The organism is Flavobacterium sp. PS2 (assembly GCF_046250155.1).
In the GTDB taxonomy this organism is placed as follows: Bacteria; Bacteroidota; Bacteroidia; order Flavobacteriales; family Flavobacteriaceae; genus Flavobacterium.
Genome location: NZ_CP176426.1, coordinates 365,138 through 386,106 on the forward strand (window position 1 = coordinate 365,138; position 20,969 = coordinate 386,106).

Annotated in this window: 20 protein-coding genes; 17 read left to right on the plus strand and 3 right to left on the minus strand. The window is 32.4% G+C overall.

What is annotated here, in order from left to right:
* Window positions 1–280: 280 nt before the first annotated feature.
* From ACJ6WR_RS01555 to ACJ6WR_RS01570, 4 genes are all read left to right on the plus strand, one after another.
* Entirely contained in the window at window positions 281–2,008 is a 1,728-nt protein-coding gene (locus ACJ6WR_RS01555; RefSeq protein WP_409416869.1) for a M14 family metallopeptidase, read from the plus strand.
* Between the two features lie 152 nt (window positions 2,009–2,160).
* Window positions 2,161–2,499, plus strand: a complete 339-nt coding sequence (locus tag ACJ6WR_RS01560) for a cyclic-phosphate processing receiver domain-containing protein (RefSeq protein WP_039118341.1) — start codon at window positions 2,161–2,163, stop codon at window positions 2,497–2,499.
* Window positions 2,500–2,513: 14 nt separating this feature from the next.
* The gene (locus ACJ6WR_RS01565) at window positions 2,514–2,924 is read left to right on the plus strand and encodes a hypothetical protein (RefSeq protein WP_409416870.1); all 411 of its coding nucleotides are present in this window, start codon (window positions 2,514–2,516) and stop codon (window positions 2,922–2,924) included.
* 366 nt (window positions 2,925–3,290) lie between these two features.
* Window positions 3,291–3,926: a hypothetical protein gene (locus ACJ6WR_RS01570; protein ID WP_409416871.1), complete on the plus strand. Its 636-nt coding sequence runs from the start codon at window positions 3,291–3,293 to the stop codon at window positions 3,924–3,926.
* 148 nt (window positions 3,927–4,074) lie between these two features.
* Here ACJ6WR_RS01570 and ACJ6WR_RS01575 read toward each other — a convergent pair whose 3' ends face one another.
* On the minus strand, window positions 4,075–4,677 hold the full coding sequence (locus ACJ6WR_RS01575) for an NUDIX hydrolase (protein ID WP_409416872.1): 603 nt from the start codon (window positions 4,675–4,677) through the stop codon (window positions 4,075–4,077).
* A 7-nt stretch (window positions 4,678–4,684) separates the two neighbouring features.
* Between ACJ6WR_RS01575 and pyrE the strand changes: the two genes are divergently transcribed.
* Together pyrE and ACJ6WR_RS01585 are read left to right on the plus strand one after the other, a co-directional pair.
* Window positions 4,685–5,332 (plus strand): orotate phosphoribosyltransferase, encoded by a 648-nt coding sequence (gene pyrE, locus ACJ6WR_RS01580; protein WP_039112983.1) that lies wholly within the window; start codon window positions 4,685–4,687, stop codon window positions 5,330–5,332.
* Window positions 5,333–5,465: 133 nt separating this feature from the next.
* Window positions 5,466–5,858 (plus strand): SRPBCC family protein, encoded by a 393-nt coding sequence (locus tag ACJ6WR_RS01585; protein ID WP_039112984.1) that lies wholly within the window; start codon window positions 5,466–5,468, stop codon window positions 5,856–5,858.
* A gap of 462 nt (window positions 5,859–6,320) precedes the next feature.
* On the opposite strand, the gene ACJ6WR_RS01590 is transcribed toward ACJ6WR_RS01585, so the two are convergent.
* A complete protein-coding gene (locus ACJ6WR_RS01590; protein ID WP_409416873.1) occupies window positions 6,321–7,049 on the minus strand; it encodes a biotin--[acetyl-CoA-carboxylase] ligase in 729 nt (242 codons plus the stop codon).
* Window positions 7,050–7,142: 93 nt separating this feature from the next.
* Between ACJ6WR_RS01590 and rsfS the strand changes: the two genes are divergently transcribed.
* From rsfS to ACJ6WR_RS01625, 7 genes are all read left to right on the plus strand, one after another.
* Window positions 7,143–7,514, plus strand: a complete 372-nt coding sequence (gene rsfS / locus ACJ6WR_RS01595) for a ribosome silencing factor (RefSeq protein WP_039112987.1) — start codon at window positions 7,143–7,145, stop codon at window positions 7,512–7,514.
* Window positions 7,515–7,529: 15 nt separating this feature from the next.
* Window positions 7,530–9,455, plus strand: a complete 1,926-nt coding sequence (gene ftsH / locus ACJ6WR_RS01600; RefSeq protein WP_039112988.1) for an ATP-dependent zinc metalloprotease FtsH — start codon at window positions 7,530–7,532, stop codon at window positions 9,453–9,455.
* A 113-nt stretch (window positions 9,456–9,568) separates the two neighbouring features.
* Window positions 9,569–10,171, plus strand: a complete 603-nt coding sequence (locus ACJ6WR_RS01605; protein ID WP_039112989.1) for a lactate utilization protein B/C — start codon at window positions 9,569–9,571, stop codon at window positions 10,169–10,171.
* A 1-nt stretch (window position 10,172) separates the two neighbouring features.
* On the plus strand, window positions 10,173–11,060 hold the full coding sequence (locus tag ACJ6WR_RS01610) for a phosphatidate cytidylyltransferase (RefSeq protein WP_039118333.1): 888 nt from the start codon (window positions 10,173–10,175) through the stop codon (window positions 11,058–11,060).
* Complete coding sequence (locus tag ACJ6WR_RS01615) at window positions 11,050–11,703, plus strand: phosphatidylserine decarboxylase family protein (protein ID WP_035622898.1); 654 nt, start codon at window positions 11,050–11,052, stop codon at window positions 11,701–11,703. The genes ACJ6WR_RS01610 and ACJ6WR_RS01615 overlap by 11 nt, the downstream gene beginning before the upstream one ends.
* Window positions 11,703–11,972, plus strand: a complete 270-nt coding sequence (locus ACJ6WR_RS01620; RefSeq protein WP_039112992.1) for an acyl-CoA-binding protein — start codon at window positions 11,703–11,705, stop codon at window positions 11,970–11,972. The genes ACJ6WR_RS01615 and ACJ6WR_RS01620 overlap by 1 nt, the downstream gene beginning before the upstream one ends.
* Before the next feature lie 7 nt (window positions 11,973–11,979).
* Complete coding sequence (locus ACJ6WR_RS01625; protein WP_409416874.1) at window positions 11,980–12,771, plus strand: superoxide dismutase; 792 nt, start codon at window positions 11,980–11,982, stop codon at window positions 12,769–12,771.
* Window positions 12,772–12,828: 57 nt separating this feature from the next.
* Here the strand turns inward: ACJ6WR_RS01625 and ACJ6WR_RS01630 are convergent, their stop codons facing one another.
* Window positions 12,829–14,700: an alpha-amylase family glycosyl hydrolase gene (locus ACJ6WR_RS01630; RefSeq protein ID WP_409416875.1), complete on the minus strand. Its 1,872-nt coding sequence runs from the start codon at window positions 14,698–14,700 to the stop codon at window positions 12,829–12,831.
* A gap of 836 nt (window positions 14,701–15,536) precedes the next feature.
* Between ACJ6WR_RS01630 and ACJ6WR_RS01635 the strand changes: the two genes are divergently transcribed.
* The 4 genes from ACJ6WR_RS01635 (at window position 15,537) to ACJ6WR_RS01650 (ending at window position 20,893) form a co-directional block, all read left to right on the plus strand.
* A complete protein-coding gene (locus tag ACJ6WR_RS01635) occupies window positions 15,537–17,138 on the plus strand; it encodes an OstA-like protein (protein ID WP_052250029.1) in 1,602 nt (533 codons plus the stop codon).
* Between the two features lie 146 nt (window positions 17,139–17,284).
* Window positions 17,285–18,475, plus strand: a complete 1,191-nt coding sequence (locus tag ACJ6WR_RS01640) for an aspartate aminotransferase family protein (RefSeq protein WP_409416876.1) — start codon at window positions 17,285–17,287, stop codon at window positions 18,473–18,475.
* A gap of 271 nt (window positions 18,476–18,746) precedes the next feature.
* Entirely contained in the window at window positions 18,747–20,144 is a 1,398-nt protein-coding gene (locus ACJ6WR_RS01645) for a tetratricopeptide repeat protein (protein WP_039112997.1), read from the plus strand.
* Entirely contained in the window at window positions 20,144–20,893 is a 750-nt protein-coding gene (locus tag ACJ6WR_RS01650; RefSeq protein ID WP_086895932.1) for a shikimate dehydrogenase, read from the plus strand. The genes ACJ6WR_RS01645 and ACJ6WR_RS01650 overlap by 1 nt, the downstream gene beginning before the upstream one ends.
* Window positions 20,894–20,969: the final 76 nt, after the last annotated feature.

The window sequence follows — 20,969 nt, forward strand, 5'->3', positions numbered from 1 at the left end:
TCAAAATGATGGTTTTATTTTAACGCCAAGTTATTTTACCACAAAGTTCGCAAAGCTTCGTGGTACTTTTATCTACCTTACGCTCTTTGCGTAAAACCGTGCCTCTTTTGCGGTTAATCTCTACTATAGTCAAAACAAAACTTTGTATTCCTTATAGTTAATCGTCACATAATATTAGACAATCAAGCAACCTTTGAACCTTTGCAACTTAGTCCCGAAGCTTCGGGATAGTGCCTTAAAAGAAAATAATTATATTTGATTTCTATTAAAAAACCAAACCATGAGAATTTTTACTTTATGCTTTTTATTGTTAAGCTTCACAGCATTTGCTCAGAAAAACAATAAATACGAGACTTATTTCGAAAAAGGAAACGGAAACCAATCGGCTAATTATCAAGAAACCATAAAATACTATACGCTTCTTGCACATGATTTTCCAACTATCAAAATGGAAGAAATGGGACTCACAGATAGTGGATATCCTCTACACATGATTACTTTTAATTCTGACAAGCAATTTAATTTTGAGGCAATCAAAAAGAATAAAGCTGTAATACTTCTTAATAATGGAATCCATGCTGGCGAACCTGACGGAATTGACGCAACTATGCAACTGTTTAGAGATTTGGCTTTAGGAAAGATAAAAGCACCAAAAAACACCGTAATAGTAACAATTCCTGTTTATAATATTGGCGGTGCTTTAAACAGAAACTCCACAACAAGAGCCAATCAGGATGGACCAGAAGAATATGGCTTTCGCGGAAATGCAAGAAACTATGACTTAAACCGTGATTTAATTAAATCGGATACTCGCAACACGAAAAGCTTTGTGGAGATTTTCCATAAAACAAACCCAGATGTGTTTATCGATAACCATGTAAGCAACGGGTCTGATTATCAATATAAGCTGACTTATATTATGACACAACATAATAAACTAGGAACTGTTTTAGGAGATTATCTAAATCAGGAAATGATGCCAGCATTGGTAAAAGATTTACAGAAAAAAAATCTGGAAACAACACCTTATGTCAATGCATTTGAAGAAACTCCTGATAATGGTTTTATACAATTTTCGGATAGTCCACGTTACACAACTGGCTATACTTCTCTTTTTAATACAATCGGTTTTGTGGTCGAAACACATATGCTTAAAAACTATGCCGATCGTGTAAAAGCTACTTACGAATACATGACATCTACAATTGATTTTACAGATGCTAATTATAAAAAAATAAAGGAAATGCGTTTAAAAAACGAAGCGCAATATGCACCTAAAAAACCTTATACCATTAAGTGGGAAATTGATAGCACAAAAATGACAACCTTTTCATTTTTAGGATATGAAGCAACTCATAAAAAGAGCGAAGTTACAACTGGTAATAGATTATTTTATGACAGAACTAAACCATACAAAAAAGACATTCCTTATATAAAAGAATTCAAATCGGTTAAGGATATTATTGTTCCTACGGCGTATATTATTCCTAAAGGATTTTGGAATGTTATCGATTTACTCAAAAGTAATGGCGTAACTTATACGCAACTAAAAAAAGATACAATTATAGAAGTTGAGAGCTACCGAATTGCCGATTTTAAAACGACAAATTCAGCCTACGAAGGGCATTATTTACACCGAAATACTAAAATAACTTCTCAGATAACAAAAGTACCTTTTTACAAAGGCGATTATGTATTCTCAACCCAACAAAAAGCAATTAAATACTTATTAGAAACATTAGAACCCGAAGGCATTGATTCATTTTTTAGCTGGAATTTCTTCGATACTATGTTACAACAAAAAGAAGGGTATTCGGAGTATGTTTTTGAAGATACTGCAGCAAAACTTCTGAAAGATAATCCAAAATTAAAAGCAGATTTGGAACAAGCAAAACTCAACGATCCGAAACTTCCCAAAGATCCCGAAGCACAACTGGATTGGGTTTACAAACATTCTGCTTATTATGAAAAAGCGCATATGCAATATCCTGTATATCGTGTATTGTGAATTTAACCGCAATCCCGAGGCTTCGGGAGCAAAGGTTTTTATATTGATTACCTTGTAAAACGCTAAGGTCGCAAAGCTATTCTTAAATCTTTGTCAAAGTTTTTCAACTTTGACAAAGGTAAATAGCACATTAATTCACAAAAACTAAATAAATGCCGTACAAACTTTTTCTTGACGATATTAGAGATGTAAAAATGGTTTACAAAAACTTAACTGATGCTGATTTTGTAATAGTTAGAAATTTTCATGATTTTAAAAAAGTAATAATCGAAAACGGACTTCCAGAATTAATTAGTTTTGATAATGATTTAGGATTAGATGAGAACAATAATGTTGCCGAAGATGGTTATGCTGCTGCAAAATGGTTAGTTTATGAATCTGGACTTGATTTACTAAATTTAAAATTTAATGTTCATTCTGCCAATCCTGTAGCATCAATACAAATTCAAAGCTTACTTGATAATTATATTAAACATTTAAAAAATTACTAAGTCTAAATATTACAATGATAGAAATAACTAAAAATAAAAAACTAAACTCAATACTTTTAATCACAATAGTTTTATTTATATTTTTTTGTATTTATTACTTACTTTTTTCAAAAAACTTACAAATAGAATTTTACAACAAAACGAATCATAATATAGACTCTCTAGAAATTAATAATAAATATTATAATATTGAAAAAGGAAAGTCTCTGATAATTAAGGATTGTAAAAAAATTCTCATTCAAGATGGATTACCATTTGGAATCCCTAACGGAATCATAAGAAATAAACAAATTGATACTACTCAATTTGCTCTTTGCGGAACAGGTATTGAAACTATTACACACGGAAAATATAAGTTCGATATCAAAATTTTTGAAGACCAAAAATCTTACATCCTATCTTGGGAAGAACATAAAACCCGATAACACTGATTTTCATTTATTTAACATGAAAAATAGTGATTTTTATTGATGCTGCTCCACGAAGTGTTCACAATTGCTGTACGAAGTCGGGAGACTTCGTACCCCTTACTAGATTCTGTTCCAATTTTTTTTCATTCTCTTTGCGGATCATTGGAGTGGGTACGAAGTCGGGAGACTTCGCCTTTACTTTGGATTAGATAAAAAACTTTAATTTTATTCAAAGGAAAGCAGAGGTGAACTTTGTCAAAGTTTTACTTAGTTTAAGATTACTAATATCGTTATGGTTTTCCGTAATGTTTCTTTTTTTTTAGGCTTTATTTTTGAGAAAAATTAAATAAAACCTTATTATTATCAAGTAAATAAAACAAAATGAAACAAAAATTATTAATTACAATTATGTTAGTTTTCATATTAACTTCTTGTACAAAAAAGCCAGGAACTTTAACTGGAAACGTATATTGGAAATACAACAATTATGTCGGTAATAAACCGGATGCTAGTTCAAAAATTAACCTTTATTCTATTGCAGATAAAAATATACATTTTGAAACATCAACCGATATTGCAGGAAATTATAAAATTGAAGAAATTCCACCTGGAAAATATTTTCTTATAATCAAATCAGGAAATACAACTGACGCCCCACAAGATCATTTAAACAACATATTAACTCATTCTGAAGGCATTAAATCTATATTTGCATTTGATATAAAAAAGTTTAAAAAGGAAATAACTGAAATAGACAAACTCCAACAAGAATACGAAAACCTTTCAATAAATGTAAATAATTATGAAGGCCTATCTAAGCAAATTGCTAAATATGAAAAAATTGAAAGAGAAATTAAAAATAAGTCAGTGGATTTAATTTCTAAATTTCCACCTGATCTTAAATCAAAAATAGAATTATATACAGGCTATGATAAATCTTTAAACTTTTCAAATATTGAAATAAAAGAAGCTAAGACTACTAATGAAAATGTTGATTTTGGGACTACATATAATTAAAATTATTTAGTTTTGAAAATCCCGCGTGAGGGATAGCAGCAAGCTACCAAAGTAGCGCGTATAGCCCGACAGCATATAAAAAAAGACCCAATGAACGTTATGGCTCATTGGGTCTTTCTTTATATGGTGGCACGCCCAAATGTTTATTCTAAGCGATTTTACTTTCTTCTTCGAATAGTAATTTGATGTTTTCGTAGGAGTTTTTAAGTGCTTCTTTTATTTGTACGGGACTTAACCAGGCTACTTTTTCGATTCCTTCTTCTTGTTGTCCTTGTGGCGTTCCTTTAAAATCGGATTGCATTTCGAACCAATGCGTTATTTTTAATTTGTATTTTCCGTTGCGTTTAAAAACGTGATATGTTTTTTGTAATTTATTGGTAATTCTTAATTTACCAACTCCTGTTTCCTCTTCTACCTCACGCATGGCGGTGTCTTCGATCTCCTCTCCTTTTTCTATTCCGCCTTTTGGTAAGTCCCATTTTCCATTTCTGAAGATGAATAACACTTCTCCTTTTTTATTATAAACTAGTCCTCCTCCCGCTTTATTTACAGGAATTTTTGACTTTAACGTTTTCATAATTTCCTTTTCGTCAGGATGATATAAATACGCCGCTTGAATTTTATTTTGGAACATTTTGACTATAATTTGCTCTATGTCAATACTTTCTAACAAGAACAATTGAAAATTAGTCTCTTTGGAGATTTCATTTGTCAAAAAAAGTGGTTTGTCGTTCACAAAAACTTTATACATTTGTACTATGATTTTTAATAAAGATACTGCCGAAAAAACAGCCGAATTGCTTTTGCAAATAAATGCAATTAAATTGAATCCAGGAAATCCTTTTACATGGGCTTCAGGATGGAAATCACCTATTTATTGTGATAACAGGCTAATTCTCTCATTTCCAAGCATCAGAAATTATGTTAGAGATGAGTTTGCTAAGAACATTGAAAAACAATTTGGTAAGCCAGATGTAATCGCTGGAGTTGCTACAGGAGCCATAGGTATTGGTATTCTTGTTGCCGAAAGCTTAGGATTGCCATTTGTATATGTTAGACCAGAACCTAAAAAACACGGAAGACAAAATCAAGTTGAAGGTTTTTTACAAAAGGGACAAAATGTTGTTGTTGTCGAAGATTTAATAAGCACAGGAAATAGTAGTTTGCTTGCTGTTGAGGCTTTACGTAATGCTGGAGCCAATATTAAGGGTATGGCTGCTATATTTACTTATGGCTTTGATGTTGCCGAGAAAAACTTTCAGGATGCAAAAATCGACTTATACACACTAAGTAACTATTCGAATTTATTAAACCTTGCTGTCGCTAAAAAATATATTCCTGAAGAAGATTTGGTTACCTTGCAGGAATGGAGCGTAAATCCTTCGGTTTGGAGACAAGAAGAATAATTTTAAATTCTAGATTTTAGAAATTTAGTTCCGACACAGTTTTGAAACCTGGACTTTATAAAGTTTAATAACATAAAGAACTTATGTACTTTGCTGCAAAAATTTACGATATTATTTAAATAAAATATAAAACATGAACTTAGAAAGTCCAAAAGTTACCGTTCAGAAATCGGCTCAAGAATTATTTGATTTATTGAGTGATGTGAAAAATTTTGAAAAATTAATGCCAGATAACATTGCTAAATTTGAAGTAATTGGCGAAGATGCTTTTATTTTTGGATTAAAAGGTATGCCGGAAATAAAATTAAAAATGAAAGAAAAAACAGCTCCAAGCAAAATTGTTTTGGGTGCTGCAAGCGATAAATTACCATTTACATTGGTATCTAACATCGAAACAGTTTCAGACACTTCTAGCGCTGTAAAGCTTGATTTTGAAGGAGAATTCAACCCAATGATGGCAATGATGATTAAAGGACCTATTGGTAAATTTATCGAAACTCTAGCCAATAATATGACTAAACTATAATTAACAATGGATAATTGTTAATTCATAATTATAAAATTCAAAAGTCCGATTTAGCAAAGCTAAATCGGACTTTTTGTTTGAAACTGTAATAAGAACTTTCGTTTCTTTACTTCTTTATTCTTTATGTTTCACTCCCCCTTTACAACTACGAACCTTGTTAATCCTTACTATTTAAAGCCTTTGCATCTCTTTTATCGACAGATTAAAAAGAATTAAAGCGATATTTTAAATAGTTTCTCGCAGATTCGGCAGATTAAGCCGATTATATTTACTCCAAAAGCGACCAAAACACCAAGAAAAGACCAAATTTTAAGTCTTTGCAAAGTTTTACACAATCCTTAAAACCTCAGAACCTTTGTGACTTAGTCCCGAAGCTTCGGGATTAGAACCTCAAAAAAGACGCACTGCGGTGCGCCTCTACAGAAAAACCTTTGAACCTTTGCAACTTAGAACCTTAGAACCTCAATAAAGCATCTTAATCTCTTTAATTTCAAATTCCGAAACTGAGTCATCTTCTAGTAAAACTTGTAATTTTCCTATTGGAGAAACTCCCTGAATAATTCCCATGAAATTTTTATTATTTACATTTTTAAAGGGCATTGGAACTCCTTTTCTAAATAACTTATTAAAATATTCTCCCCAAAAGAAGCTAGATTGTTTGTTCCAAAGGAAAATATTCTCTTTCATTATCTCTACAATCGAAACAACTAGATTTTCTTTGTTAAATTGGGCGTTACAAATCACTGCTAATGAAGAAGCTTTTGGCAGATTTTCGAAATTTGTCTGATTTACATTTAAGCCTAAGCCAACTACTGACACGATAGTGCCATCACTTTTGAGCGTATTTTCTATCAAAATACCACCAATCTTTTTATTATATGACATAATGTCGTTTGGCCATTTTATACTTAAATCAGGAATATTTAATTCTTCTAAAGCTTTTATTACTGATAATGAAAAGATAATATTTAAATTAAAAAACTGTTCACTATCAAGCAAGAAATCCCTAACCAACACACTCATTATTAAATTCTTACCTATATCAGAACGCCAAACCTCCCCCATTTGTCCTTTCCCTTTTGTTTGGTTTTCGGCAGTAACAACAGTAAAATTCTCCGACTCCTGTTGGCTACTTAATAATTTTAAGAACTCATTTGTTGAATCTATGGCATCGAGTTTGATTAGTTTCATCTAAATAATTTATATAACTTAATTTAATATTTTGTTAAGGTTCAAAAATAATCACAAAAATTGGTAACTTTACAAACTCATATAAAATAATTCATGGCGAAAAAGACTGTTAATAATGATGTTCTGTTAGCGAACATAATCAAAGGAATCGAAGAAGTAAAAGGAAATGATATTAGTATCCTAGACCTAAGGGAAATAGACGCAGCAGTTTGCGATTATTTTATCGTTTGCAACGGAAATTCGAATACCCAAGTTAACGCCATCGTAGGCTCAATACAAAAAACTGTATCAAAAGAATTAAAAGACAAACCATGGCATATAGAAGGAACCGATAACGCAGAGTGGGTTCTTATGGATTATGTGCACATTGTTGTTCACGTATTTCAAAAACACATTCGAGAATATTATAATATCGAGAGTCTTTGGGGAGATGCCAAAATAACTACAATCGAAAACAAATACTAAAGAAACATTCTTCAAATGGCTAAAGATAATAATCCAACCCCGAGTAAATTTAAAATAAGTCCTTGGTTAATTTATACCGCAATACTTTTAATATTTTTATTTATCAGTTTTGCAACCGGAGGATCAAGTTTACAAGAGCCTGCCCAATTAACCTCTTCTAAATTCAATGATTTTTTAGAAAAAGGACAAATTGATAAAGTAATTGTATACAATAAAGCTGAAGCTGAAGTGTATCTTAATGCTGCTGCACTTAAGGATCCAGCGCAAAAAAAAGTATCTAAAGACATTTTTGACAGACCTAACAAAGGTCCTCACTATACTTTAGAAATTGGTAACGATCAAATTTTTCAAACTAAATTAGAAAAAGCAGTTAGCGAAGGCAAACTGAAAGATTTTAATTTCCTTCAAAAAAATAACTGGAGTGACATATTAATTAGTTTACTTCCTATTATCATTATTATTGGTGTTTGGATTTTCATTATGAGAAAAATGTCAGGCGGCGCTGGTGGCGGTGGCGGACAAATTTTCAACATTGGAAAATCAAAAGCTAAACTTTTTGACGAGAAAACTGATATCAAAACTACATTTAAAGATGTAGCTGGTTTAGAAGGTGCTAAAGAAGAAATACAAGAAATTGTAGAATTCTTGAAAAACCCAGAAAAATATACCAACTTAGGAGGTAAGATACCGAAAGGTGCCTTACTTGTAGGGCCTCCTGGGACTGGTAAAACATTATTAGCAAAAGCTGTAGCTGGCGAAGCACAAGTACCATTCTTTTCATTATCAGGTTCTGATTTTGTTGAAATGTTTGTAGGTGTTGGAGCTTCACGTGTACGTGATTTGTTTAAACAAGCAAAAGAAAAATCTCCTGCTATCATTTTTATTGATGAAATTGATGCTGTAGGTAGAGCTCGTGGAAAAAGCAATATGTCTGGCGGTAATGACGAAAGAGAAAACACATTGAACCAATTACTTACCGAAATGGACGGTTTTGGAACAAACTCTAACGTAATTGTATTAGCTGCAACAAATAGAGCCGATGTTCTTGACAAAGCTTTAATGCGTGCTGGTCGTTTTGACAGACAGATTTTTGTAGACTTACCAGACATTCGTGAAAGAGCAGAGATTTTTCAAGTACACTTAGCTCCTTTGAAAAAAGTAGAAGGTCTTGATTTAGATTTCCTTGCAAAACAAACTCCCGGATTCTCTGGAGCAGATATTGCTAACGTATGTAACGAAGCTGCATTAATTGCTGCAAGAAACAACAAAACTGCTGTAGATAGACAAGATTTCCTTGATGCTGTAGACAGAATTGTAGGTGGTCTAGAAAAGAAAAACAAAATTATCACTCCAGACGAGAAAAAAGCAATTGCAATTCACGAAGCTGGACACGCAACTGTAAGCTGGATGCTGGAACATGCTGCACCACTTATTAAGGTAACTATTGTACCTCGTGGACAAAGTTTAGGAGCTGCATGGTACTTACCAGAAGAGAGACAAATCGTAAGAACAGACCAAATGCTAGACGAAATGTGTGCAACTATGGGTGGAAGAGCTGCTGAAAAAGTAACTTTTGACAGAATTTCGACTGGTGCATTAAGCGATTTAGAAAAAGTTACACGTCAAGCTCGTGCTATGGTAACGATTTACGGACTGAATGACAAAATCGGAAATGTTACATATTACGATTCAACAGGACAAAGCGAATATAACTTTTCAAAACCGTATTCTGATGAAACTGCAAAAGTTATCGACCGAGAAATTTCAGAATTAATTGAAGGTCAATACCAAAGAGCAATAAAAATATTAGAAGACAACAAAGATAAGTTAAATCAACTTGCTGAAATCTTAATTGAAAAAGAGGTTATTTTTAAAGATGACCTAGAAGCAATTTTCGGAAAACGTACTTTTGATAAAAACCTAGAAGAAGTAGTTTCGTAATACTATTCAAATAATTTAATTATTTTTAAAATCTTAATTCAAAAGCCACTTTTGAATTAAGATTTTTTTATCTTTGAACGTTTTCAATTAACACGTAAAGCATTTCAACAATAATGAGCTTTTTTAAAAAATTATTTGGTTCAAGCCATGACGCATCTGATGAAGAGAATCAAAGTGAATATAGCAATTCACTTTCTGAGAATCCTCTTTCTATAGATGAACAATTCATTTTCAATTTTAAAAAAAATGGAGGTAAATTTTTATACTGCGAAAATATTCAGGAAGTAACTGAACAGTTTGAAAATATCCTAGAAGAAAATGATTGGTTTGAAAGCGAAGCCGCATGTTATGAGCCCGCCTTATTTCATTTACTAGAAGAGAATAAATTAATTTACCAAAGACCAACTAATCCTAAATTCTTATTAGCTAGTTGTGAAAATCTAATTGCAGAAGAAGGTTCTATATTGTTTTCATCAAAACAAATTAAACAGAACAAACCTAATGAGTTGCCTATAAATATTGTTATTCTTGCAACTACAAGTCAAATTCTTACTGCTAAAAGTGATGGTCTTAGTGCCATAAAACGTAAGTACGAAAGAGATTACCCTACCAATATTACCACTATAAAATATTTCGAAAAAGCAAAAGAAGAAGACTTTACGCAATACGGAAGTGTAGCGAAGAACTTGTATTTATTGCTCTTAGAAGACCTGTAAGATGAATGAAACCCTCAAGAGAGCTCTATCTGGTGCCGTTTATATAGTATTACTACTAACGTCTATCCTATATTCAACGGAAAGTTTTATTTTACTTTTCGGTGTTTTTCTAATTATTGCAACTTACGAATTTTGTAATCTGGCTCACATTAATAAAATATTTTCAATTTTATTTGTTTCTGTGTTTTACTCAACCATATCACTCCTAAGTTTTTATAAAAGCGAAACTGAAAATTACATCAATAAATTTTTAAAAGAAGATATTAAATTCACCATCAATGTAGATCAATTAAACACTGCTTTATTAGTAATTACTTTATTGATATCGGTAAAATGCATTGTGTTTTTATTTGATGATACTCAAACAATAAGTCGAGCATCTAAATATCTTTACTTATTAGGATACATTACATTGCCTTTTATTTTTATTACTAAAATTTCGTTTGGAATAAAAGATTATAATCCAAAAATCATTATTGGATTATTTATTCTTATCTGGACGAATGACACCTTTGCCTACTTGGTAGGAAAATCTATTGGAAAAAATAAATTATTTGAACGTATTTCACCAAAAAAAACCATCGAAGGGTTTCTTGGCGGAGTTGTTTTTGCCTGTTTTGCAGGTTATTTAATTTCAAAATTATATATCAAACCTAACGCTAACTTTAGTGATATGTCTATTTTAATATGGACAATCATCGCTTTAATCGTTGGTGTTTTTGGTACTATCGGCGATTTAATTGAATCAAAATTTAAAAGAATAGCCGGAGTTAAAGATAGCGGAACAATAATGCCTGGACACGGAGGCGTTCTAGATCGATTAGATAGTGTTATATTTGTAGCACCAATTGTATTTTTATTTTACCAAATTTTAAATTATGTTTCATAAAGAAGGAACCCAATCCATTTTATTAGGCACTATATTCGTTAGTGTTGTACTTTTATTAACTGATCATTTTATTGATATCAATTGGCTTAAATTGTTGATTCAGATTAGTGCTTTATTATTGTTAATTATAATATTGCAATTTTTTAGAAATCCAAAAAGAACAGTTATCAAAGATATCAATCAGATTCTTGCTCCTGTTGATGGTAAAGTTGTTGTAATTGAAGAAGTTTACGAAGGTGAATATTTTAAAGACAAACGCCTACAAATTTCAATTTTCATGTCGCCTATTAATGTACACGTTACTCGTTATGCATTAGACGGAATTGTAAAATTTAGCAAATACCACCCAGGTAAATTTTTGGTTGCATGGCATCCAAAAGCAAGTGAAGAAAACGAAAGAACAACTGTTGTAATCGAAAATAAAACTTTCGGAGAAGTTTTATATAGACAAATTGCAGGTGCATTAGCACGCCGAATTGTGAATTATGCACAAGAAGGAATGCAAGTTGTACAAGGAACAGATGCAGGTTTTATTAAATTTGGTTCAAGAGTAGATATTTTCTTACCTTTGGGCACACCTATTAATGTTGTATTAGACCAAAAAGCAATTGGGGGTAAAACCATTATTGCTACAAAAGGGTAATGACTGAAAAAGATTTAGATACACGATTTTTAGAGGCTGTTGAAATTGCTTCCAAAATGACACAAGCCTCACTGCCACAAGATGTGCAATTGAGGCTGTATGCTTTTTATAAACAAGCAACTTTTGGTACTGCAAAATATAGCCAATCTGAAAATTTTGACTTGAGAAACGCTTTTAAAACAAATGCGTGGATTCAAATTAGTCATTTAAGTGTAGACGAAGCCAAAGAAAATTATATAGAAATCATTAATTCACTAATAACAAAATAGATATTTTATGAAAAAATATAGTATTCAATTTTCGTTTTTTATCTTGATTTCACTTACGATTCTCTCTTGTAATGATAACAATAAACTAACTGAAGTCGTTGAAGTTCCTCTACCATCAAAGGATGAAAAAATAATAATTGGGAGCCCAGATGAAGTTAAAGCAAATCCAGGAGCTTTTCTACTAGAAAAACTTCCGTATGCATATAACGCATTAGCTCCAAATATTAGATCCTTAACTCTGGAGACGCATTACTCAAAACATTATTTAACTTATACTAATAACCTAAATAAAGCAATTGCTAATACTGATTATGTAAATATGACGATTGAGCAAATTCTAGGCAAGTTAGATTTAAATGATGCAATTCTTCGTAATAATGCTGGTGGATATTACAACCATTCCCTTTATTGGAAATGTATGACTCCAAAACCAGAAGCTGAACAAGCTACAGATACATTGGCTGGTGCAATGAATAAAGAATTTGGCTCATATAATAATTTTAAAAATTTATTTAAAGCTGAAGCAACAAAACAATTCGGATCAGGATGGGTTTGGCTAGTTGTAGATAAAGCTGGGAAATTACAAATTACAACAACCCAAAATCAAGATAATCCTTTAATGAAAAACGCATTAATCTCTGGAACTCCAATTCTAGCTCTGGACTTATGGGAACATGCTTATTATCTGGATTACCAAAACAGAAAAAATAGTTATGTCGATGCTTTTTTCAATATTATTAATTGGGAAAGGATAAACGAAAATTATAAAACTGCTCTAACCAAGGTTAGAAAAGTCTAAAAAAAAAGCTGATACATTTTGTATCAGCTTTTTTTTGGTTTTAACAAAAATATTAATCTACTTCACTTCATAAATAAACGACTCCGATGGCGCTAATTTAACTTTAGCTTTTCCTTCACCATTTTTCACAACCAAACTAGTTTTACCTTTTAAATACAATTGATCCGTAAGCGTATATTCTCCATCTTTCAAATTCCATTTAGCAATAACATCCACAGGAACTTTCAATTCAAATTCACTGGTTTTATCCGCAGAAAAATTAACTACAATAATTAGTTTTTGATTATTTGACCAACGCACATAAGAATAAATACCAGCATCATATCCTGAAGTATTCTTTCTATTTACAGTTTGAATTTCTTGAAAACTACCCATTAATGCAGAACTCTTTATCGAGAAATTTAATAATCGCTTATAAAAATCTCTCAAATCCTTTTCAGATTGCGTAAGCTGTCCTCCATCAAATTTGCCATTGTTCATCCATCGCTGATGATTTGGTACACCAATATAATCAAAAATCGAAGTTCTGGAAGGTTTTCCAAATCCAGCATTTTCATTTCCAGCTTCTCCTACTTCCTGACCAAAATAAACCATCGTTGGCGAAGTGCTTATTGTTGTAGAAACTACCATCAAAGGTTTTCCTTTTTCTGGAGTTCCAGCAAACTCAGAACTTGCTAAACGTTGTTCGTCATGATTATCTAGAAAATGCAACATATTATGCTCAATATCTGACATATTAAGCTGAATACCTGAAAGCTCGTCAGGCGAAGATTTCTCTCTTATTATATCTTTTAGTTTATCATAAGTTTCTACTTTATCATATAAATAATCCATTTTACCCAAGTGAATATAATTACGATATTCCTTAGGGTTATACACCTCTGCTAATAAGAAAGCATTTGGGTTCTTAACCTTAATCGCTGAGTTCATATAACTCCAAAATTCGTACGGAACCATTTCGGCCATATCAAAACGGAAACCATCAACACCTTTATCTGTCCAATACAAAGCGATTGATTTAAATTTCTTCCAAGAATCAGGAACATCTTTATCATTCCAAAAATTATAATGCTCTTGGTATGATTTTTTATCAAAATCAGCAGGAAGCTCAGGAAAATCTTTAGAACCATCAGGACGAATTCCGTAGTTTACTTTTACTGTTTCATACCAGTCATTTTGATCAGGTTTAGCTTTACGCGAACCATTTCCTGTCCATTTAGCTGGATTTTCATCAAATTTCCCATCTACAAGCGCATTTTTCTCTCCGTTTAACGGAACATCATTATCAGGAATTTGAAACGGAGTATTTGGTATATAATAAAAATTGTTATTACGCTTGTATTCAACCGTTACATCATCATTGGCACCAAAATCTTTTATACCTACAGGATTGTTTTTGCCTTCATACTTTCTCGCAATATGATTCGGAACAATATCTATAATTACTTTTAAACCCGCTTTATGCGTACGTGCAATCAAAGCTTCAAATTCTTGTAAGCGATTGGCTGGATTAACTGCCAAATCGGGATTTACATTATAATAATCTTTTACGGCATACGGCGATCCTGCTCTACCTTTTATCACTTCGGGATCATCGTTAGAAATTCCGAATGCAGTATAATCGCGAACCAAAGCGTGATGAGGAACACCAGTATACCAAATATAGGTAACACCTAAATCTTTAATTTCATGAAGAGCTTTATCGCTAAAATCGTTAAACTTCCCTACTCCATTCTCTTCAATAGTTCCCCAAGGTTTATTTGTGGTATTTGTATTTCCGAACAAACGGGTGAAAACCTGATATACAACAACTTTATTTCCTGAAACTGCTTCCTTCTTGTCCGTATTTAATTTTATGTCTTTTGTTTTACATGCAGTAACTAATACCATTGCGGTAATACCTGCTATAAGAATACGTGCTTTTATCATGTTTATATAGTGTGCTTTTATTAATTTTTAATACCAAAATGTATTAACCAATTTTTAAATTTAATCTATTTTTTAAGACATAAAATGGCAGAATAAAATTTAACTAAAAAAACGGTTTCACTACTAACACTACAACGTGTTAGTAAATCTATTTGTTGATAACTTAAACTTTTTATTGAAGGTGCAAAGGTTCATAGCTACAAAGGTTCAAAGGATTGAAACTTTACTCCCGACGCTTCGGGATTGCGTAAACAATTATTTTGCTATTAATTTTTGCCACAGATTAAAATGATTAAACAGATTCAAAACTTTGCTGCCGACGCTTCGGGATTGCGTTAATCATTGCGTTCTTTGCGTTTAAATCTTTTTACCACAGATTAAAAAGATTAGAATGATTTTAAAATCCGTTTTTATCCGCGTTTTCGCTTGAGCGAATCAGTTTTATCCGCGTTCCTTTCCCCCACAGATTAAATGATTAAATAGATTCAAATCTTTGCGAACCTTGCGTAAATCTTTTCGCCCTTTGCGGTTAAACTTTTTCTGCCACAGATTAAAAAATCCGTTTTTATCCGCGTTTTCGCTTAGGCGAATCTGTTTTATCCGCGTTCTTTTCCCCAACAAACTAAAGAATTAAACAAAATCAACCCAATTCGAGTAAATTCGTGCAATTCATGGCAAAAAAAGTTTAGCCCTATCAAATAATATCAGTTATAAATAAATCCTAATATCTGTTAAGGTTGTTTCCTTTTTCATAAATTTGACAAAAATTTAATCAATTGAAGAAATCACTCTTTTTCATATATAGCTGCTTGCTAATTTTAAGTGTTAATTTAGGAATGGCACAAGCTCCAAAAATTATTAACATCGAGCATTCTGACTTTGTCGACAGAAATGAAATCGAAATGCCAGGCGCCATTTTACTTACCGGAAACGTAAAAGTAAATCACGATGGTGTGGTTTTAACTTGTAATAAAGCTTATTTATTTCAAGGAGAAAATTACCTAAAAGCTTTTGGAAATGTACAAATAGTACAAGGTGACACCTTATTCTTAAATAGTAAATACGCAGAATATAGCGGAAACTCTAAAAAAGCATTTGCAACAGGAAATGCAGTTATGAGTTCTCCAGATGCAACATTACAAACAGACACGATAAACTTTGACAGAAACGTTCAGGAAGTATTCTATAATTCTAAAGGAACTATTATCAACAAAGACAATACTTTAGAAAGTAAATCAGGAAGATATTATGCCGAACAAAAAAAGTTTGTATTCCTAACTGCAGTTACGGTTACCAATCCTAAATGTGTTATAAAATCAAACCACTTAGATTATTACAGTAATTCTGGACATTCTTATCTGTTTGGACCATCTACAATTACCAGTAAAACCGATTATATCTATACCGAAAAAGGTTTTTATGATACTAAAAAAAATCTGGCACATTTTCTCCGGAAATCTTACATTCGCTATGATACCCGCCTAATAGAAGGTGATAGTTTATACTATGACCGAAATAAAGATTTTGCATCGGCAACTAGAAATGTAAAAATTACAGACTCAATAAATCGAGGAATAGTAAAAGGTCATTATGCCGAAATATACAAACAAAAAGATTCTATGTTTGTTACTAAGAGAGCTGTTGCAATAAACTTTGTCGATAACGATTCCGTTTACATACATGGAAAAAGGCTAATGATTACAGGAAAAGAAGGTGATCGAATCATTCGTGCTTTTAACAATGTTCGTTTTTTTAAAACCGATATGAGTGGAAAATGCGATTCGATACACTCTAATAGCAGAACAGCCTTAACAAAACTAATAGGAAACCCAATACTCTGGAACGGCGAAAGTCAGATTACAGGTGATATTATGCATCTTATTGGCGATAATAACACCAAAAAACTCGACTCGCTCAAAGTCCTCAATAACACCTTTATAATCTCTAAGGATACCTTGGGAACTGGCTATAATCAAGTCAAGGGATTAAATTTATTCGGAAAATTTAGGGACGGAAAACTACACGATGTTGATGTCATAAAAAATACCGAAGTAATTTATTATATGCGGAATGATGCCAATGAACTTATCGGAATCAATAAAAATGTAAGTAGCAAAATCAATCTTATTTTAGAAAACAATGCTATCGAAACCATTACATTCTTCAATCAAGTCGATGGAGATATATTCCCCGAAGCCGAATTACCCGAAAATGCTAGAAAACTTCGAGGTATGGTTTGGCGAGGAGACGAAAAGATAAAGTCTAAAGATGATATTTTCACAAAAGAAGAAAACGACGAAAACGACAAATTAGTCCAAGAAGGAAAAGACGAAAATGCTAAGGAAAATGTTCCTATGAAAGTAAGGAAAGAAACACTCGATTACGACAAGAAAAAACCAGCAGCAAAACCTGCTAAGACAACTAAGACCAAGAAATAGTATATACTCTCAATTTCTAGTTTATAGTCGTATAGTTTTTCAGTCCAAAATTTAAACCTCTGCAACTTTAGACGCACTGCGGTGCGTCTCTACAGGAAACCTTTGAACCTTAGTACCTTTTTTAAACCTTAGTACCTTAAAAAGAAATGAATCCAGATTTTATAAAATACCAAGCACAAACATCACCATATCCGTTAGGAATGGAAGTTTCGCACGCCATAGGATCCTACATATACGACACCAATAATAAAAAATATTTAGACTTCGTAGCAGGTGTTTCAGCCTGTACATTAGGTCACCAGCATCCAAGAGTAAATCAAGCAATAAAAGATCAGTTAGACAAATATTCACATGTAATGGTTTACGGAGAATATTCGCAAAGTCCAGCCGTAGAGTATTGCAAACTAATGGCTTCCCACCTTCCCGAATCATTAAATAAAACCTATTTAGTAAATTCAGGAACCGAAGCAATTGAAGGCGCACTAAAACTAGCCCGAAGAACAACAGGACGTAGCCAGTTAATATCATGTCACAACGCTTATCATGGTAATACAATGGGATCAATGAGTGTTATGGGATTCGAAGAGCGCAAACAAGCTTTTAGACCCTTAATTCCAGATGTAGACTTCATTACGTTTAACAACGAAGAAGATTTACAAAAAATCACCACAAAAACTGCCGGAATAATACTCGAAACAATACAAGGAGGAGCAGGATTTATAGAGCCACATAATAACTTTCTTCAAAAAGTACGCAAACGTTGCGACGAGGTTGGAGCCATGATGATAGTCGACGAGATTCAACCAGGATTTGGTCGAACAGGAAAAATATTTGGCTTTCAGAATTACGATGTCGTTCCCGATATTGTAGTTATGGGAAAAGGTATGGGAGGCGGAATGCCAGTAGGCGCATTTACAGCATCTGCAGAAAAAATGGATCTGCTCACCGAAAATCCAAAACTCGGACACATAACCACTTTTGGAGGACACCCTGTCATTGCGTCAGCCTGTTTGGCGACTTTGAAAGAAATTACTGAGACAAACCTAATGTCCGAAACATTAGAAAAAGAAAAACTCATCAGATCACTTTTGGTACATCCTTTGATTAAGGAAGTTAGAGGAAGAGGATTAATGCTTGCCGCCATGACAGAAAGTGCCGAAATAACAAACGAAGTTATTTTAACCTGTCAGGACAAAGGGCTTATTTTATTCTGGTTGCTGTTTGAAGGATGTGCCATACGTATTACACCTCCGTTAACAATTTCTGAAGAAGAAATAAGAGAAGGTTGCGCCATCATCCTAAATGTAATGGATGAAATAATGAAGCAAAAAGAATAATTAGGAGCTATTTCCAGCTATCCGCTTATATCTTTTGTTTTTTAAAGAAAAAAACAAAAGGATACCGCTTTTATCTGGGCTAAAAAATATCGTTGATTACAAAGCAGTTAAAAATTAAAATACTTTCAGTTTTATAAAAAACTCACCTAGAAACTGATTGCAGGTACTGCAAATATTGTTAATTAAATTGTTCACAACAATTCCCTCCTTCCCTACATAACAAAAACATGTTGCCTAAATTTATAATAGGCTAATATCAAAAAAATAAAGTATGCAATTAAGCAACGAAGAAGAAGATTATAACCTATCCCTATCCAAATTTGAGTCTATGTTAAAAACTAACAAAGTACTCTTTTTTGATTCAGAAGAATTTGAAGAGATTATCCTTCATTATCTGGACATAGGCAAGGCTAATTTAGCAAAAAAGGCCTTAAAACTAGCACTAGATCAACATCCTAAATCTACAGGCTTAAAATTAGTACAAGTAGAGATGCTGGTGTATGACGACAAACTCGAAATAGCCGAAAAGCTTTTGAACGAGTTGTACGCAATCGAACCTAACAACGAAGAAATTTACATCCAGAAAGCAAACATCTATTCTAAAAGAGATCAACACGAAAAAGCAGTCGAATTACTTAAAATTGCTTTAGAATACACAGATGATTTTGCCGACGTGTACAATTTAATCGGTATGGAATATCTTTTTATGGACAATCTTGAAATGGCAAAAGATAGCTTTATCAAATGTCTGGAAGAAGATTTAGAAGACCAATCGGCCTTATACAACGTAGTATATTGTTTTGAGTTTTTAGATCAAAATCAAGAAGCAATTACCTATTTAAACCAATACATAAACAAAAATCCTTATAGCGAAATCGCTTGGCATCAGCTAGGACGCTTGCATTATGGCGTAAAAGAATATGAAAGTGCCATCCGTGCGTTTGATTATGCAACTTTAATCGACGATGAGTTTCTTGGTGCATTCATGGAAAGAGCCAAAGCTTACGAACGTTTAAAACAATATGCCGAAGCAATAGAAAGCTACAACCGTACCATCGAGCTAGATGATGCAACATCGTATGCATTATTAAGAATAGGAAAATGTTACGAGAAACTAGGCAATAAAGCTTTAGCGCTAAAATATTACAATAAAACTGTACATGAAGATCCACTTTTAGACAAAGGATGGATTGCCATAACCGACTTTTATGTACGCCAAAAAAACTTCCAGAAAGCATTGTTCTTTGTTAATAAAGCATTAGCAATCGACAATCAAAACCGTTTGTATTGGAAACGCTATGCGATGATAAACAAACAAATGAACTTTTTTGAAGAAGCAGAATTTGGTTACCGAAAAGCAGTCGAATTTGGTGATCATGCACTAGACACCTGGTTGTTCTGGACAGATATCCTTCAGTTTTTGGGCGAATTCGAAAGCGCAATTCAAACATTATTGCAAGCAACTGAATATTTCCCAGAAGAAAATGAAATCGAATACCGTTTAGCAGGATTGTATTTTATGATACAAGACAATACTAAAGCCAAATTTCACTTAAGTAATGGATTACGATTAAATTTTGACAATTATATTTTAATCGAAGACCTATTTCCAGTGGTTTGGACTAAAAAAACGGTACAAAATTATATTACAAAACATAAAAAACAATAATGATTCATATTTTAAAAAGGCGTTTTGGCTTATTAGGAAAAAATATTAGTTACTCTTTTTCAAAAGGTTATTTTACCGAAAAATTCAACGACGAACATTTTAAAGGATGTAGTTATGAGAATTTTGATATTCCGGAAATTAACTTTTTTACAGCATTAATAAAAAACAATCCCGATTTAAAAGGATTGAATGTAACGATTCCTTACAAAGAACAAATACTACCTTTTTTAGATAAACTATCAAAAAAAGCCACATTAATCGGTGCTGTAAATACAGTGAAATTTACCAAAAATGGAAAATTAAAAGGATACAACACCGATTATTATGGTTTTAAAAAATCATTAAAACCTTTATTGCAACCACACCATAAAAAAGCATTGATTTTAGGTACAGGTGGCGCTTCTAAAGGAGTAGCTTTTGCATTAGACGAATTAGGGATTTTATACACATTTGTTTCTCGCGAAGCCAAAGAAAACATTATCGATTATAATTTAATCAACGCTACAACTTTTGATAATTACCAAATTATAATCAATAGTACACCTGTTGGTACAAGCCCAAATATTGAAGCTTATCCAGCAATTCCGTACGAGTTTTTTACAAAAAAACACATCGCTTACGATTTAATCTATAATCCTGAAGAAACTACATTTCTTAAAAAAGCAAAAGAAAACGGAGCCGTAATAAAAAACGGATACGATATGCTTATTTTTCAAGCCGAAAAAGCTTGGAAAATATGGAATAAGTAAAATACTTCCAGAAATAATATCAAAGACTACAATTGCAAGATTGTGGTCTTTTTTATTTACGACTATTTCACGAATA